17 protein-coding genes and 2 tRNA genes are annotated in these 15878 nt (G+C 37.9%); 11 read left to right on the top strand and 8 right to left on the bottom strand.

All coding sequences use genetic code 11. The features are described 5' to 3' along the window. The 6 genes from HPC41_RS23475 (at position 1) to gwsS (ending at position 4861) form a co-directional block, all read left to right on the top strand. Complete coding sequence (locus HPC41_RS23475; RefSeq protein ID WP_216660865.1) at positions 1-1680, top strand: hypothetical protein; 1680 nt, start codon at positions 1-3, stop codon at positions 1678-1680. A 343-nt stretch (positions 1681-2023) separates the two neighbouring features. Then, entirely contained in the window at positions 2024-2239 is a 216-nt protein-coding gene (locus HPC41_RS23470) for a TIGR04139 family peptide modification target (protein WP_172396536.1), read from the top strand. A 98-nt stretch (positions 2240-2337) separates the two neighbouring features. Continuing rightward, positions 2338-2565, top strand: coding sequence for a TIGR04139 family peptide modification target (locus HPC41_RS23465; RefSeq protein WP_172396535.1), 228 nt, complete (start codon positions 2338-2340; stop codon positions 2563-2565). A gap of 109 nt (positions 2566-2674) precedes the next feature. Then, positions 2675-3577, top strand: a complete 903-nt coding sequence (gwsG, locus tag HPC41_RS23460) for a grasp-with-spasm system ATP-grasp peptide maturase (protein ID WP_172396534.1) — start codon at positions 2675-2677, stop codon at positions 3575-3577. A gap of 1 nt (position 3578) precedes the next feature. After that, entirely contained in the window at positions 3579-3776 is a 198-nt protein-coding gene (locus HPC41_RS23455; protein WP_172396480.1) for a hypothetical protein, read from the top strand. Next, entirely contained in the window at positions 3773-4861 is a 1089-nt protein-coding gene (gene gwsS / locus HPC41_RS23450) for a grasp-with-spasm system SPASM domain peptide maturase (RefSeq protein ID WP_246251007.1), read from the top strand. The genes HPC41_RS23455 and gwsS overlap by 4 nt, the downstream gene beginning before the upstream one ends. An 88-nt stretch (positions 4862-4949) precedes the next feature. Here gwsS and HPC41_RS23445 read toward each other — a convergent pair. Then, positions 4950-5023: transfer RNA gene (locus HPC41_RS23445), tRNA-Met, on the bottom strand. A 292-nt stretch (positions 5024-5315) separates the two neighbouring features. Further along, a tRNA-Met gene (locus tag HPC41_RS23440) sits at positions 5316-5389 on the bottom strand. Between the two features lie 65 nt (positions 5390-5454). On the opposite strand from HPC41_RS23440, the gene HPC41_RS23435 reads away from it, so the two are divergent. The 5 genes from HPC41_RS23435 (at position 5455) to HPC41_RS23415 (ending at position 10821) form a co-directional block, all read left to right on the top strand. Beyond that, complete coding sequence (locus HPC41_RS23435) at positions 5455-5832, top strand: START-like domain-containing protein (RefSeq protein ID WP_028070596.1); 378 nt, start codon at positions 5455-5457, stop codon at positions 5830-5832. A gap of 100 nt (positions 5833-5932) precedes the next feature. Then, positions 5933-7417 (top strand): LptF/LptG family permease, encoded by a 1485-nt coding sequence (locus HPC41_RS23430; RefSeq protein WP_172396532.1) that lies wholly within the window; start codon positions 5933-5935, stop codon positions 7415-7417. Positions 7418-7488: 71 nt separating this feature from the next. After that, complete coding sequence (locus tag HPC41_RS23425) at positions 7489-8703, top strand: bifunctional 3,4-dihydroxy-2-butanone-4-phosphate synthase/GTP cyclohydrolase II (protein WP_172396531.1); 1215 nt, start codon at positions 7489-7491, stop codon at positions 8701-8703. A gap of 123 nt (positions 8704-8826) precedes the next feature. Beyond that, positions 8827-9222 (top strand): thiol-disulfide oxidoreductase DCC family protein, encoded by a 396-nt coding sequence (locus tag HPC41_RS23420; RefSeq protein ID WP_172396530.1) that lies wholly within the window; start codon positions 8827-8829, stop codon positions 9220-9222. A gap of 168 nt (positions 9223-9390) precedes the next feature. Further along, complete coding sequence (locus tag HPC41_RS23415) at positions 9391-10821, top strand: NAD-dependent succinate-semialdehyde dehydrogenase (protein WP_172396528.1); 1431 nt, start codon at positions 9391-9393, stop codon at positions 10819-10821. Positions 10822-10991: 170 nt separating this feature from the next. Here the strand turns inward: HPC41_RS23415 and HPC41_RS23410 are convergent, their stop codons facing one another. The 6 genes from HPC41_RS23410 to HPC41_RS23385 form a co-directional block, all read right to left on the bottom strand. Continuing rightward, positions 10992-11795, bottom strand: coding sequence for a proline and serine-rich protein 1 family protein (locus tag HPC41_RS23410; protein ID WP_172396527.1), 804 nt, complete (start codon positions 11793-11795; stop codon positions 10992-10994). Between the two features lie 77 nt (positions 11796-11872). Then, positions 11873-12412: a CopD family protein gene (locus HPC41_RS23405; protein ID WP_172396525.1), complete on the bottom strand. Its 540-nt coding sequence runs from the start codon at positions 12410-12412 to the stop codon at positions 11873-11875. A 291-nt stretch (positions 12413-12703) separates the two neighbouring features. Further along, positions 12704-13741 (bottom strand): uroporphyrinogen decarboxylase, encoded by a 1038-nt coding sequence (gene hemE, locus HPC41_RS23400; RefSeq protein ID WP_172396523.1) that lies wholly within the window; start codon positions 13739-13741, stop codon positions 12704-12706. Further along, the gene (locus HPC41_RS23395) at positions 13741-14259 is read right to left on the bottom strand and encodes a hypothetical protein (protein ID WP_246251005.1); all 519 of its coding nucleotides are present in this window, start codon (positions 14257-14259) and stop codon (positions 13741-13743) included. Before HPC41_RS23395 ends, hemE begins: the two co-directional genes overlap by 1 nt. Positions 14260-14268: 9 nt before the next feature. Then, on the bottom strand, positions 14269-14976 hold the full coding sequence (locus HPC41_RS23390) for a response regulator transcription factor (RefSeq protein ID WP_070563139.1): 708 nt from the start codon (positions 14974-14976) through the stop codon (positions 14269-14271). Then, complete coding sequence (locus HPC41_RS23385; protein WP_172396521.1) at positions 14966-15841, bottom strand: sensor histidine kinase; 876 nt, start codon at positions 15839-15841, stop codon at positions 14966-14968. Before HPC41_RS23385 ends, HPC41_RS23390 begins: the two co-directional genes overlap by 11 nt. Positions 15842-15878 lie beyond the last annotated feature (37 nt).

The following is a 15878-nucleotide window of genomic DNA, read 5'->3' as shown; positions in this document are numbered from 1 at the left end:
ATGGAAAAATTTATCTTACGATTTATTCTTCTGTTCAAGGGAATTTGGGAGAGCTTAGGAGTCAACTATAGACAATTTAAAATTATTTTAGAAACTAAAATTACCCTAGAGAACAGAAAGCCGATAACATTTAAGAAACGGAATACGGGGAAGTCTTCTTCGTCCAGCTCTATTATACAATTCATCATGTATATATTTATTGGCCTGATGTTTACGGCTGTTCTCATACTAATTCCCGATCGTTATCTAGCACTTGCTATTATGTTACTCTGTTTTACCAGCATGCTCAGCATTACCTTGGTATCGGATTTTTCACCTATACTTTTAGACACTCGGGATCAATATATCATTATACCAAAACCGGTCAACGATCGGACAATAGCCTTATCGCGAATAACATTTATCGCCATTAAACTTTTCAACCAGGTTATTGCATTATGTCTACCAGCATTGGTGTACGTTTTATTCAACTGGGATAGTATTGCTATTTTTCTGTTGGTGTTACAACTTCTCTTAAGCACATTAGTGGCATTGGTTTTCGTCAATGGTTTTTACCTGATTGCCATCAAATATTTACCCATCCAAAAATTTAAAGATATTATTACCTATCTACAGATTGGCCTTTCACTGATCATCTTTTTATCCTATTATCTTGGCCCCAATATGATTCAAACGATCGTTGAATCCCAATTGACGATTGAACAGCTTAAATTCCTTTGGATATTTCCCAGCACCTGGATCTCCTCGTTTCAATCCTTATTTCAGGGCAACCCTAGCACACAGATTATCCTGTTTTCAATCCTTGGCCTAGTTGTTCCTTTCTTTGGAGTCTATGCTTGTACACAATTATTTTCCGGCGGCTTTAATGCCAAAATAGCAGCTCTTGCAAGTCCTGACACACCTTTAACTGAAACTACAAAAGTAATCTCGCAGTCTGGCACAAGAAGACCTTTCTATAAAAAATTGGCGGCTAGTGTATGCGCTTCTCCGTTGGAAGAAGCTGGATTTAGTATTATATGGCTGATAAGCTCAAAAACAAGAGAATTTAAGCAGCAACTCTATCCTTCTTTGGCTTATTTACCCATCTATTTTATATTTCTATTTTTACGAACCGGAGAGGGGCTACCATTCGCAGAGAAGCTGCTTAAGTTAAAAGCATCTGGGTTATATATTATTATGTTTTATCTTTCACTGTTAACTATATTGACCGTATTTCAGTTGATTACACAGAGCAATAAGTATAAAGCCGCCTGGATCTATTATGTCACTCCAATAGATCATCCGGGGCAATTTATGACCGGTGTCCTTAAAGCTTGTCTCATTAAATACGTACTACCATTTAATATCCTATTTCTATGCGTTTGTATTCCCCTATTTGGTATCGGTTCAATAAACGATTTATTACTTTCATCGGCGGTAGGTGGGATCGAAAGTATCCTAATTATGCTCTTTCTCGTTAAAAATTATCCTTTTTCCAAAGCGAGCCAACCCAGTTCCAAAGCACTGGTGAATTTATTGATTTTAGGTTTGCTAGGATTTCTGGGCTATCTCCATAAAATTATTTTTCAGCATGAATCATTAGTCTGGGGACTAGCAGCACTTGGCTGGATAGTATTTTTTATGATGCTCAAGTACCTACAAAAAGAAGATTGGAAAAGCTTGGCCTTTGATAACAATTAAAACCGTACAGAATCCATACACGAATTTGACATGCTATCCCGATTCCTGGGATTATTATTCCTTCAATCCAAACGATAGGACAAATAGTCAAGTCTTAGCCAACAGTCATCCAATAGACTGTTGGCGACAAATACATTTTTTCAGGGAAGCTGTATAGTCATAAACCGTACAGTATTCATAGAATCCTATATATTCTGTCCAACGAATATCGCTTAAAAGTGCGCGAAAATATAGAAACACTTACCAGATATTTATTCCGTCAGAAGACCGTTCGCTTATTGATTAATTTTAAGTGTGCAAATGATGTGCACATAATTTTTTTTAATCTATAAATTTTAAAAAAATGAAAAAATTAAGCGGAATGAAGAGCTTCTCTTCGTTAGAAAACAAAAAGCTAAATGTTGAAAATCTGCAACGTATTTCAGGAGGTTCGGAATACTCTGAAGTAGCATCAAATTTTTTAAATGAAAGTGGTGCGCGCGACTACGACATCTACAGCAGAGGTCAGTACATCGGTAGACAGTGGGATAATTCGGATTGCCTCAGCAGTTCCTGGTAAAAAGGATGTCAATTCCTTTAAACGGTTTTGGCTTACGGATTCACATTTAAAGTGCACATATCATGTGCACTAATTTGTTTACTTATAAATTCCAAAAAATGAAAAAATTAGCAGGAATGAAGGACTTTTCCGCTTTGGAAAAGAAGAAAATCGAAAAGGATGTCATTGGTGGATTAGCGATGTCGTCAAGTACAGGTTTCTATGAAATACAATCAAACTTTGTCGACGCACATGGTTGTCGTGATGTAGATGTTTATGATGGCAACGGCGGAACCTATTTATCGAGAGTATGGATTAGAGAAGGAGCTTTTCCGCACTTCAATTAAGCCAAATAGTAAATTAAACACCTTTTACTTAATCAGCTGCTTTTACAAGTAAAAGCAGCTGATATCCAACAAAGCAATTAATAACAAGCATACTAAATTGCTCAAAACCATGATTTTAATCATATCAAAAAATAATGAAGTCACGACAACAGCTGTTATAAAGGAACTTATCGCGATGAACAAGCAATTTATTCGCATTCATGAAGATGAGGTGTTTGATATCAATACGATAAAAAAGAGAATTGTTTTGACAAGTCATCGCAACCAGTTTTTTCTGGACGAAGTGAGCGCCGTATGGTATAGACGAGGAGCAATCGAATTTAATAGGATGAGGTACCAAAATCAATCCATCGATCGCTATATGTTTGAGGTACAACATTGGCTTGTGGAATATGTCCTTAAGTCCCTTGAAGGAAAGAAACATATCAATAAACAAAGTAACAGTCATGTCAACAAACTATTGGTTTTAGAAAAAGCGAAAGAAGTGGGATTGGATGTACCTGGCTATTTTTTGGCTGAGGATATGGAAGACGTTATCGTCAATCAAACCATCGTAAAGCCAATCTCCGGGACACCGATAATAGATGATATCAAAGAACAACATAACGGAATTATGTATACATCCGTTATTGAGCAAAAGAGTGAGTCGGACTTCTTCATTTCTTTTTTTCAGGATAAAATCGAAAAAGATTTTGAAATACGGAGTTTTTATTTAAACAAAAAAATCTATTCTACAGCCATTATTTCACAAAACGATGAAAAAACCCGAATTGATCATAGAAGGTATAACAGTGAGATCCCCAATAGAAATGTACCGTATAAACTTCCCGCTGAAGTAGAACATAAAATTGACTTATTGATGCATTCCTTAGACCTAAACTGCGGCTCTTTGGATTTTATAAAATCAGCGGATAAGTTTTATTTTTTAGAAATTAATGCGATCGGCCAGTTCTTGGGCATGTCAAATGCCTGTAATTATGGTCTAGAAAGAGAAATAGCAGCATACTTATAATATGGAAGAGAAAGTAAAAGACTTGATCACGAAGGAGAAAAACAAACTCCCATTGACCTTTGAGTTTATGGAATTATTTGGCTCCCAAAACTCAAATAATTCAGACACAAATTCATCACGTTATCTCAAATGTTCGACCTATCAAACAGATTACTTGTGGCGCACAAGACCATTCAAACGACTGACGAGATTACTATGAGATTTTTTAATTTATATAGCGATATTTTTATAACTAAAGGATATAATCGCATACTGATTTCTGATTTAGGAAGAAATAGTTCCAAATTATATCCTTTGGAATTATATGAGCTAATAGCGGAATTAAAATCCACTTCTATTGACAGGGTGCTCGAAAATTACGAACCCGAGTCAAAAATTATTGTCCAGGAGTATATAGATTATTTACTGGAAAGGGAATATGGTTTTATCACCAAGGAAGATTGGGATAGAAATTTTTCACCCCTATCTTATGAATACCAAGATTATCAACCAATCTCAAATTTATTTATTGAAGTTGAAAAATTAACAATATCCGAAACATTAATTCAATCTATAGCCAACTTAGGTATTAAGCATCTGGCCGTTTTCTGTAGAAGTGCGGCTTCATTACAGGAGCTGATTAGTTTTGACAATGCTTTTGAAAACACACCATTAGAAGGTATGGAGATAACTTCAGCTTATACTACAGAGCTCACAAAGGACTCCTTTGCGCTTCTTCAAAGGCAAAGTCAACGCATCTATCATTTGCAATTTTATCAATGCCAGGAGATTCCTTTACTCTCAAATACCGAGAGCAGGTTTACGCTAGATTTCACAAAAGATACGCTGGCAATTAATTCTTGCGGAAAAGTAAACGTCGCTGACTTCAATACAAATATGCCCAAAGTCTTAGAAGCCATAAATCATAATTCATGTCTACATAAAAAACTCGGAATTGATGTAGCGGGCAATATCAAAAACTGTCCGGCTTTACCTCAATCTTTCGGCAATATACACGAAATGACCTTGGAACAGGTTTTGCGACAGGGTGCTATTCAGCAATATTGGGACATGACCAAAGAGGAGATTATGGTATGCAAGGATTGCGAGTTTAGAAATGTCTGCACAGACTGTAGGGCTTTTACCGAACGTTCGCATACGAATAAATTGGGGTATGACATCTCAAAACCCCTAAAATGCGGCTATGATCCTTACAGCAATGAATGGTCAGACTGGTCATTGAATCCGCTCAAACAACAAGCCATTGCCTACTATGGCTTTAAACCATTGAATGGAAAAAAATAACTCCCACAGGAGACCTATTTACAGAAAGCTATAATCAAAAAAAGAGGCATATCAGAAATCTAACTGAATTATGCCTCTTTATTTTTAGTAGCGGGGAGCAGGATCGAACTGCCGACCTCAGGGTTATGAATCCTGCGCTCTAACCATCTGAGCTACCCCGCCGTTTCGGTATGCAAATATACCACTTCACCTGTCAATTCAAAAGATTTTTTTATTTTTTTTAACGATTTATCATGTTCAAAAAGCTTTATATAGTACAACAAACTCATTCTTAACGAAGTAAAATATTGTATCCTTCATAAAAAAAGTCGGGATAAGATTTAGGAGAATTTAAAGTCAAATAATTAAGAAAAAGCCTTCAACTTTTCACAAAAAAACTTGCAATAACAAAATAAATATGTATTATTACAAATAATAAGTTTATGCAATAAAAAGCAAAATGGAAAGAGATTTGTAGCGGGGAGCAGAATCGAACTGCCGACCTTTGGGTTATGAATCCAACGCTCTAACCATCTGAGCTACCCCGCCATTTTGGGAACGCAAATATAGCTTATTTTTGATTTAAACAAACTAAAATTTAAAAAAACATTTATATGGCAGATAAAATAAAATTCCAACTAGAATATATCATCAACTCTTCACCTAGAATTTTATTTCCGTATTTGCAAGAACCAAACGAACTGGCACAATGGTTTGCAGACGATGTAAACTACAAAGACACTGTTTATACCTTTATTTGGGACGATGAACCGCATCGTGCAAAAATCGTAGCTTCGAAAGAAAATAAATCAGTGCGTTTTAAGTGGCTCGATGATGACCCCTATTACTTCGATCTAGAAATCGATCAAGATGAGCTAACAAATGATGTTGCACTTAAAATAACAGATTTTGCTAAAGAAGAGGACTTGGAAAACAGAAAATTAATCTGGAAAAATTCAATCGTCTATCTTCAGAGTGTTATAGGTGCATAAAAAAACCTATCTTTGCAATATATTTTCACCAAGGGCTCTCAATGAGCTCCTTGGCTGGAAGATGCTTTAATGTAAAGGCATCAATTTGCTTAGCGTCACGATGAAAAAGGTTCATTTACTTATTCTTCAAGCTTTCATTAAACCATTCATCGTCACATTTTTTATTGTGATGTTTGTGTTATTGATGCTTTTCCTATTCAAATACATTGATGATTTGATCGGAAAAGGGTTTGAATGGTACACCATAATGGAACTCATTGGATACCAATGTGTTGTTCAAATTCAAATGGCGATGCCGTTATCCATGCTATTATCCTCCATTATGACGTTTGGGAACTTGGGGGAAAGCTATGAGCTTGTGGCAATCAAAGCCGCTGGCGTATCTTTGCGTAAGGCCATGACCCCCTTATTCATACTTGTTGCAATTTTCGCTTCGAGTTCATTCCTGTTCTCAGACTATATCCTACCTGTCGTCAATCTGAAAATGGGAACTTTATTAACCGATGTACGTAATAAAAAGGCTGATTTTTTAATCAAACCAGGTATTTTTAACAATACAATTCCAGGATATTCCATTCGCGCAAGAGGAAAAAATAAAGAAGGAACAATTCTTTATGACTTGATGATTTATGATCACCGTGGGGGCAATACAGCCAACAATGTTTTGATGGCAAAAGAAGGATACATTTATAATTCGCCAGATAATAGCTATATGATCCTCAAATTGAAGGACGGAATACGTTATGAAGAGTCACGAACAAAGAACTCGAAAACTTACGACCCGCGCCAGCAATTTACACGCTTTAAGTTTAAGGAAACGGAACAGAAGTTTGACATGGGAAGCTTTCAACAAGGCAAAACCGATCAAAGTCTTTTCAAGAGCCACCATGCGATGCTCAATCTGAAACAGCTGGATATGTACATTGACTCTAACCATATTAAAATCGACAGTATGGGGAAGGCAATTACAAGAACCTTAGATACGCGTTATAATATCTATTCAAAGTATTTTAGTGTCAATCAACCTGGGCAACCCAAAGTAAAGGAAGCGAAAATCAAACCTTATGAAAATCTGATAGCCGATCTTGTTCCTCCTGAGCAACGAACACAGATCACCATGAATGCATTGAGCCAGCTAAACTATTTAAAAGAGGATCTCAATAGCCGTACACTCGAATTTAAGGATTACAAAACCAAAGATATTCGTTATCGTATTGAATGGCATAGAAAGTTTACATTAGCTGTGTCTTGTCTCCTTTTATTTGCTATTGGCGCTCCTTTAGGCGCTATTATTAGAAAGGGGGGGCTCGGTCTCCCGGTCGTTATGGCCATCATTTTCTTCTTAATCTATCATATCATCTCTACGGTCGCCGAAAAAACTGCCAAAGACGGTGCGATATCTTCGGCAGTAGGTATGTGGATGGCCATTATCGTGTTGACGCCCCTGGCCGCTTTTTTAACTTATAAATCGACAACAGATTCAGCGTTATTTGATATTGATCAGTATAAATTAAAAGCCGAAGCAGCCTGGAAGTGGATCAGAGAGAAATTTGGTAAAAAGAATAAATTAAAGGAGTCACATTAGATTTGTGACAGCCTTATTATAAATAAAATTAGATTCTACACTAACTTTGTATCAATACAATATAACAATAAATGGAATTCAAATTAAACACGATCGAAGAAGCGATCGCTGATATACAAGCAGGAAAAGTAGTTATCGTCGTAGATGACGAAGATCGTGAAAATGAAGGTGATTTCGTCACCGCTGCCCGCAATGCAACTCCCGAGATTATTAACTTTATGGCAACCCACGGCAGAGGTTTAGTGTGTGCCCCTATTACCAAGGAAAGAGCTGACGCATTACATCTCGATCTTATGGTAGGGCAAAATACAGCTATTTATGAGACCAATTTCACGGTTTCTATTGACCTACAAGGATATGGTTGTACAACAGGGATTTCAGCCTCTGATCGTTCAAAAACTATCAAGGCGATGATTGATCCCAATATTCACTACGAAGAATTAGGTCGGCCAGGGCATATTTTTCCATTGATTGCCAAAGATGGCGGGGTACTCCGCCGTACAGGACATACCGAAGCAACTGTTGACCTTGCCCGTCTGGCAGGTTTTGAACCAGCAGGTGTATTGGTTGAAATCCTAAAAGAAGATGGCGAAATGGCAAGACTACCAGAATTGATGGAAGTTGCCAAAAAATTTGGTTTAAAGATCGTTAGTATTGAAGACCTTATTGAATACCGCTTAAAGCACGATTCATTGATCAACGAAGAGGTGACGGTCAATATGCCTACTCAATACGGTGATTTTCAGATGAAAGCTTTTACCCAAAAAGATACTGGCGAACAACATCTCGCCCTTTATAAAGGTGAATGGAACGAGGATGAGCCTATTCTTGTCCGTGTACATAGTTCTTGTGTGACTGGCGATATTTTCGGTTCTTGCCGTTGCGATTGTGGTCCACAACTTCATAAAGCAATGGAAATGATCCAAAATGAAGGAAAAGGGGTGATTGTCTATATGAATCAAGAAGGTCGTGGTATTGGACTGATCAATAAATTGCACGCCTACAAACTGCAAGAAAATGGATTGGATACCGTTGATGCCAATGTGCAGCTTGGGTTCAAAGCCGATTTGAGAGATTACGGTGTAGGAGCCCAAATCCTGAGAAATCTCGGTGTAACAAAAATGCGCCTAATGTCAAATAACCCAACAAAACGCGCCGGTTTGGTCGGTTATGGTTTGGAAATCGTAGAAAATGTTCCCATTGAAATAACAGCTAACCCCTACAACGAAGAATATTTAAAAACGAAAAGGGATCGTATGGGACATACCATCATGAAGAACTTGTAATAAAGATCCAAAAAGTATATTTCAGAAGCGTTGTTTTTTCGCTAGAAAAAACAACGCTTTTTTTATAAAAGATGTGATGTTAGCATGGCAGTTCTTTGATGAAATAGTACTAGCTTTATACTAATGGATACGCAAGGGAAACATATCATCTTTTTTGACGGTGATTGCTTAGTTTGTAATCGTTTTGTTCAAATCCTATTAAAAATAGATACCAATGACAGGTTTTTATTTAGCTCCTTACAGTCTGATTTCGCTAAAAATAGTTTACATACTATTCCAAAAAATATTGATTCTATTGTCTATGTGTCTCCCACAGGTACCTGTATCAAAAGCGATGCCATATTGAATATCTGCAAAACATTAAAGCTTCCCTATTCAATCGTTTACTTTCTAAAAATACTGCCGAAAAAATGGCGAGATGCAGGTTATGATTATTTTGCAAAAAATCGCTATAAATGGTTTGGGGCCAATACCTATTGCGCTGTTCCTACGGAGCAACAACGAAAGAAATTTGTGTGAGCTAATCTTCCCATAAATTTGTTTATATGCCAAACAATTGGTAGAAGGACATTGTTACAAAAGTAGCTGTTCTATCAAACAATCCATGGTAATACACCCGCGATAATAAATCAGTACAGCTTGCAGCAATAACATTGCCCTGCAAAAAACAATTAACTAAAGAGTCCAATGAAAAATCCACTTTTAATTGACAAAGCCTATATAAACGGAAAATTCATCACATCAAAAAACACTTTTGATGTTGTCAACCCGGCAACTGGAAAAGTAATTGCAGCCTTACCTGATTTAAAGATCGCAGATTGTACGAAAGCTATAAAGGCCGCTGACAAAGCTTGGAAAGACTGGAAAAATACAACAGTTGCTGAGCGATGTGTTCTTGTCCGCGAATGGTATAACCGCATTCTACAAAATAGAGACTTACTTGCTGAAATTATGACACTTGAAAGCGGAAAATCCCTTAGTGAATCAAAGGTGGAAGTAGACTATGGCAATTCATTTGTCGAATGGTTCGCTGAAGAAGGCAAGAGAGCGTATGGAGAAACGATTCCTGTTCAGAAAAAAGGAACAAGAATGATGACAATCCGACAAGGAGTCGGTGTCGTTGCAGCAATTACCCCCTGGAATTTCCCTTTGGCCATGATTACCCGAAAAGTCGCTCCCGCTTTGGTCGCTGGCTGTACTGTCGTGCTCAAACCCGCTTCCCAAACACCTTTATCCGCGATAGCCTTAGTCAAACTGGCGGAGGAAGCCGGACTGCCAAAAGGCGTTTTTAACGTCATTACCGGAAAGGACAGTGCCGGTATAGGAAAGGAACTCGCCACAAACGATCTGGTCCGAAAACTTTCTTTTACGGGGTCTACCGAAGTTGGCAAGACATTGATCGAACAGTCCGCCTCAAACATTAAGAAAGTCTCCATGGAACTTGGGGGAAACGCACCTTTTCTAGTTTTTAACGATGCCGACATTGATGCTGCAGTACAAGGAGCTATTGCCGGTAAATTCAGAAACTCGGGACAAACCTGCGTCTCTATTAACCGCTTCATAGTACAGGAAGACGTCTACGATGAATTTGCTATTAAACTTGTTCAGGCTGTACGTCAATTAAAGGTAGGTAATGGCTTAGATAATGGCGTTCAAGTAGGGCCATTGATTAATGCCAAAGGCCTGGAAAAAGTACAATATCATGTCCAGGACGCCTTGAAACATGGTGCAGAATTGGCAACAGGAGGCAATGTGATTAAAGGCCTTTTCTTCCAGCCTACAGTCCTGACCAATATCCCTAAAGAGGCTCTGATATTTCATGAAGAAACTTTCGGTCCAGTCTGTGCATTATTCAGTTTCAAAACAGAGGAAGATGGTATCGCCATGGCCAATCAAACTGAGTTTGGCCTTGCCTCCTATTTCTACAGTACCAACATCAATCGTTGCTTCCGTGTAGCGGAACAACTTGAAGCGGGGATGGTGGGCGTCAATACCGGATTAATATCGAATGCTGCTGCTCCATTTGGCGGAGTAAAGCAATCCGGTGTTGGTCGTGAAGGATCAAAACATGGACTCGACGAATACATGGAACTGAAATACATCTGTTTTGCTGAATAATTACGATATAGCTTAGGTTATCCTTTTACTGAAAGGGGCAACTTGTGTCATACATCATCGATTGGATGGAAATCTGACACAAATAGCCCCTTTGTTCATGCACGTAATTCATATCCTTACCTCTTCCACAGGCAATGGAATTGAAGTATGAATTTGATCCCAACAAGATCCTAGCGTTGGGTTTTAATGAAGGCTGTCAATTTTTCACGAGTTGAGCTAAAAGACAATGCATCGCCCACTCTATCATAATTCTCTTTATCGACACAATTTGGATATGCAGATTTAGCAAAAGCCAATTTATTATCGTCTCTTATAAATAGCTCCATAAGGTCTATGATTTCGGAACTTCGTAACCGCCTATTTTTCAGTTCCTGAGCAGCTAGCTGCAATCGGTCCTGATCATTTTCCTTCTGATTGAGCAGATCATTCAATTGGTTCGCATCATCTTTATCCAGATAATCATTATTCTCAATCGGGTCATCCTGATTTTGCTGATGATCGGTTCCGTCATGTCCATATTGTTCATAGTCCTTTTCTTCCTGTTGGTTCTGATTCAAATAGCTATCCTCATTATAATTATCATAATCATCATCGTTGCGATAATTATCATTATATCGTCCTACCGGATTCATCGATTCCAGTACAATACCCCTATTTCCTCCACGACTGCTCACGGAAAACACAACATTCATATACTGACCGTTTCGGTTCGCAAGTTGTACAGCACTTCCGTTTAAAGTACTCCGCTGTCTATTTGCAAATACGATACGGAGATTATACCGCGGGTTTTTCAAATTCGGCACGCGAATATCAGTAGATGCCCTATGATTGTACAAAACATTATTAATATAAAGGAAGAAAGGAACATCGGTCGAATAAATAGTTAATGTTCCGCCATAAGGTCTATAACGTTGCGCGAATCCACCAGTCGCGATAGCAAGCAACATAATCACAGTCAAAAGTCTCTTATACATATACCTTTTCTAGTTATAATCGTTCGACTAGCGCTAAGTGAAAAGGATTAAGAAAACTAAGAATTTAACGTTTTATTCTAATTATTTTTATTTCTGAACTTTTTGTAGAGTTTTACCGCCATCATTAAGGAGATCGACAGTATTAAAAGTCCAAGAACACCGAATATCCAATTGAGAGCAGACTTTAATACGACGGTAAATACAATTGCAAATAATAAAACGGTCGCAAGCTCATTCCAAAGGCGTAATTTGGTCGACGACCATGCAGATGTTTCTCCCTTTAACTGAAACATAATCCGTTGGCAAGCAAAATGATAAAGAATCAGTCCCAATACAAAGGTAAGCTTAACATGCATCCAGCCCATGATCAACAATCCCGGATTGATATACAGCATGACAAGGGCCGCTAGAATAGTGAGATACATCGCTGGTGTTGTGATAATCCACCACAATTTACTCTCCATTAGAATGAACTGTTTATGCAATACCCCATACTCCTCTACAGATTTGGATTTAGCTTCGGTATGGTAAATGAATAAGCGAACGATATAGAATAACCCAGCCATCCAACAAACCACAAAGATAATATGAACTGCTTTTGCATATAAATAGACCATAGGTACAAAAGTAAGAAAAGTTAAGGGCAATCAATAAGACCATATGTCAATTAAGTAAATCTTACATAGCGTACACAAAAGAGGGGAACTTGTTTGAGTCTTTTATTTCTCCTTATTTATATCTTCATTAAAAGCTGGGTTCAAATACTTCATAGAAGTAAATCAACTAAATTTTAGTTGTTCACAGCAAATCATCATCCACATAAAAAAAGACCTGCCAGTTACAGCAAGTCTTCATTTTATTCGGATGTATCGCTAAAATCTTTTCTTTGGATAATCGCAATTGAAAATTTAATAGCGAAATTCTTTCACCACCTCGATTGCATATTTTACATTATCAAAAGGAATATCAGGCATAATACCATGTCCCAAATTGAATATAAAACCATTCTCTCCGCGCATACGTTCGAATAATTCGATAATTTTCTTTTTGATCACAGGCTTTTCAGCATATAAGACAAAAGGATCTAAATTTCCTTGAACCGCTATCCCTTGAGGCAAAGACTGCTTTATATTTTTTAGATCCGCATTCCAATCGATAGAAACCACATCTGGTTGCGCCTCTACCATCATCGGAGCAAAGACAGATGATCCCTTACAGAAAGAGATTACCGGAATATCTTTGCGGTTCAACTTGGAGATAATCTGTTTGTTGTAATAATGTGAAAAATCGCGATAATCATTCCAGGATAAAGCCAATGCCCAGCTATCAAACAATTGGATTGCATTTACACCTGCCTCGATCTGCATGTTAAGATAGGCTACAGTGACATCAGCAATCTTTTGAAGGATCATATGTGCTAATTCAGGTTGATTGTTTAACATCAACTTCGTCAACTTGAAATCCTTTGACGAACCACCTTCGACCAAATAGCTTAAAATGGTAAAGGGCGCTCCCGCAAAACCGATTAATGGGATACGATTATCAAGGCGTTGCTGAATTACTTTTATGGCATCAGCTACATATTGCAGTTTATCCAAACAGTCAATTGATAATGCTTCCGCCTCCTTGACAGAACGAACTGGATTAGAAAAACGAGGGCCCACTCCTTGTTCAAATGACAAATCTCCACCCATTGCTTCAGCTGTAACCAAAATATCTGAAAACAAGATCGCTGCATCAATTCCAAGCAAATCCACGGGCAACATCGTTACATCTGCCGCAATCTCTGGTGTTTTGCACATTTCGAGAAAAGAATACTTGTTTTTGATATCCCAGTATTCTTTCATAAAGCGCCCAGCCTGACGCATCATCCACACAGGAGGTCTCTCCGTTTGCTGCGAGAAAGCAGCTCTAATCAATAAGTCGTTTTGTAAAGTAGTACTCACTATAAATGTTTTGAAATTTCGTTTTCTATTTTTGTAATAATACTAGCCTGTCTTGCGGTTAAATGCAATTTATTAGCCACATCTGTATATGCTTTTGCTCTTTCATAATCTGCCTTCCGCAATGCAATATTGGCCAGATTGATCATTACCATACCTTTTTCATTATCTTTTTTCCAAGGTAAACGGGATGCCAGCTGAAAATGATATTCAGCCTCATCGATACGTTCTTCTTTTAAGGCAATATTTCCCATCATAAATTCATAGAAATTACGACGCCCCTTACGAAGGGTATCTGGATTTTTTATTTCGGATAACAAGTTTTTTGTTTTCTCATAGTCTTGTCTATGAAAAGCTTGCGTTGCCAAAAAAACTGAGCCCTCCCGGAAATGGCTCCAAATTAAATAACCAATGCCACCGGCCAGCAAGACAGATGTCTGATAATGCCCTTGGTATAAACCATAGCCCAAAAGTAACGCTGCAATAAAAATAACGGCTATTCTAGCCTTAATTGTCATCATCTTTTTTTACTACGCGTTATTGTCGGTAAACTTATAACCAACCCCTCGGATAGAATGGAAATAAATTGGATGCTTTTGATCTGGCTCAAAATATTTCCGGAATGTCAAAATGAAATTGTCGATGGTGCGTGTCGAAGGATAGACATCATAATTCCATACAGTTTCCAAAATTTGCTCCCGAGAGACGGCCTCATTGCGACGTTCGATCAACAGCTTCAATAGCATCGTTTCTTTTTTCGTCAAGGAGGTAATCGTTCCATCCGCATGATGCAATTCATAAGAATTAAAATAGATGGTTTTATCACCGATTTGATAAGAGTTCAGTTCTTTTAAATCATCTGGCTTCATTCCCCGACGGACCAAATTTCCAACGCGAAGAATCAACTCTTCTAGGTTAAAAGGTTTTACCAAATAATCATCAGCTCCTTTTTTGAGTCCGGTGATACGGTCTTCGCTACTGTTTTTGGCAGTCAAAAACATGATCGGCACCTCGGTATTCTGTAGTCGAATCGTCTCAGCAACTTGAAATCCGTCAATTTCAGGAATCATAACGTCCAGAACCACGAGATTGAAACGTTCTTCTTTAAAAACTTTCAATGCTTTTTTTCCGTCAGTAGCCGTAGTGACACGGTAACCTTCCATTTCGAGATTCAACTTGATAGCTTCTAACAAGTGTTCTTCGTCTTCGACAAGTAATATTCTTTGTTTACTTTGCATTTCTTTCAAATGTTACTTCAAAAATACTCCCTTTAGGAGTGTTATCTTTAACTTTAATGGTCGCGTCGTGCTTCTGCAACACAGTTTTCACGATATATAACCCCAAACCAGTACCTTTGGTTTTCCGTGTTGCTTCACTTCCCACGCGATAAAACTTATTAAAGATAAGTTTTTTCTCTTCATCACTGATACCAATGCCATGGTCAGCAACAGAAAAAATTATTTTACTGTTCTCAGTGTATAATTTCACATCCACCATAGCGCAAGCCGGTGAATATTTGATAGCGTTCTCAATGAGATTTGTCACGACATTACTTATCGCAAATTTATCACCATGGATAATAATATCCGATTCCAGATAAGGTTTCAATACCTGCGAGCTACATGAATTTTTTTGAAGCCGATCGACAATTTGCTCCACCAAAGATGTAAAGTTAAAGTCCTCTTTGGGCATGCTGTAATTGCGGCTGTCCAGCTTTGTTGTCATCAATACATTTTCCACCAGATCATCCAATCGCTCAATATCTTTCAGGGAATTTCTTAAAAAAGTCTGTTGTTGCTCCTTATCCAAATCCCGTCGTAAAATGGTCTGAATATAAAGCTTCACTGACGCTAAAGGAGATTTCAACTCATGCGTGATGGCCAAAAGGAAATTCTGCTGTTGTTGCAACAGTTTCTGCTCGCGCTCTACCAGACGCTTTAACCGCCATGCGCCCCATAGAAAAATGATCAAAAAGAAAATACCCTCTCCTATAATCATATTCTTTTTGCTTGGGTCAAATCGGATAAACATCACCCCCCACCAGATCAACTGCATAACCGCATAAAACAAAAGGAAATAAAAGAGTAAAAGCGCTTTCTTCATGTAACAAAAATAGCTATTCACCAAGGCATTCGGAAAT

The organism is Sphingobacterium prati (assembly GCF_013167215.1).
Lineage (GTDB): Bacteria > Bacteroidota > Bacteroidia > Sphingobacteriales > Sphingobacteriaceae > Sphingobacterium > Sphingobacterium prati.
This window is presented reverse-complemented; position numbering and strand designations above follow the sequence as displayed.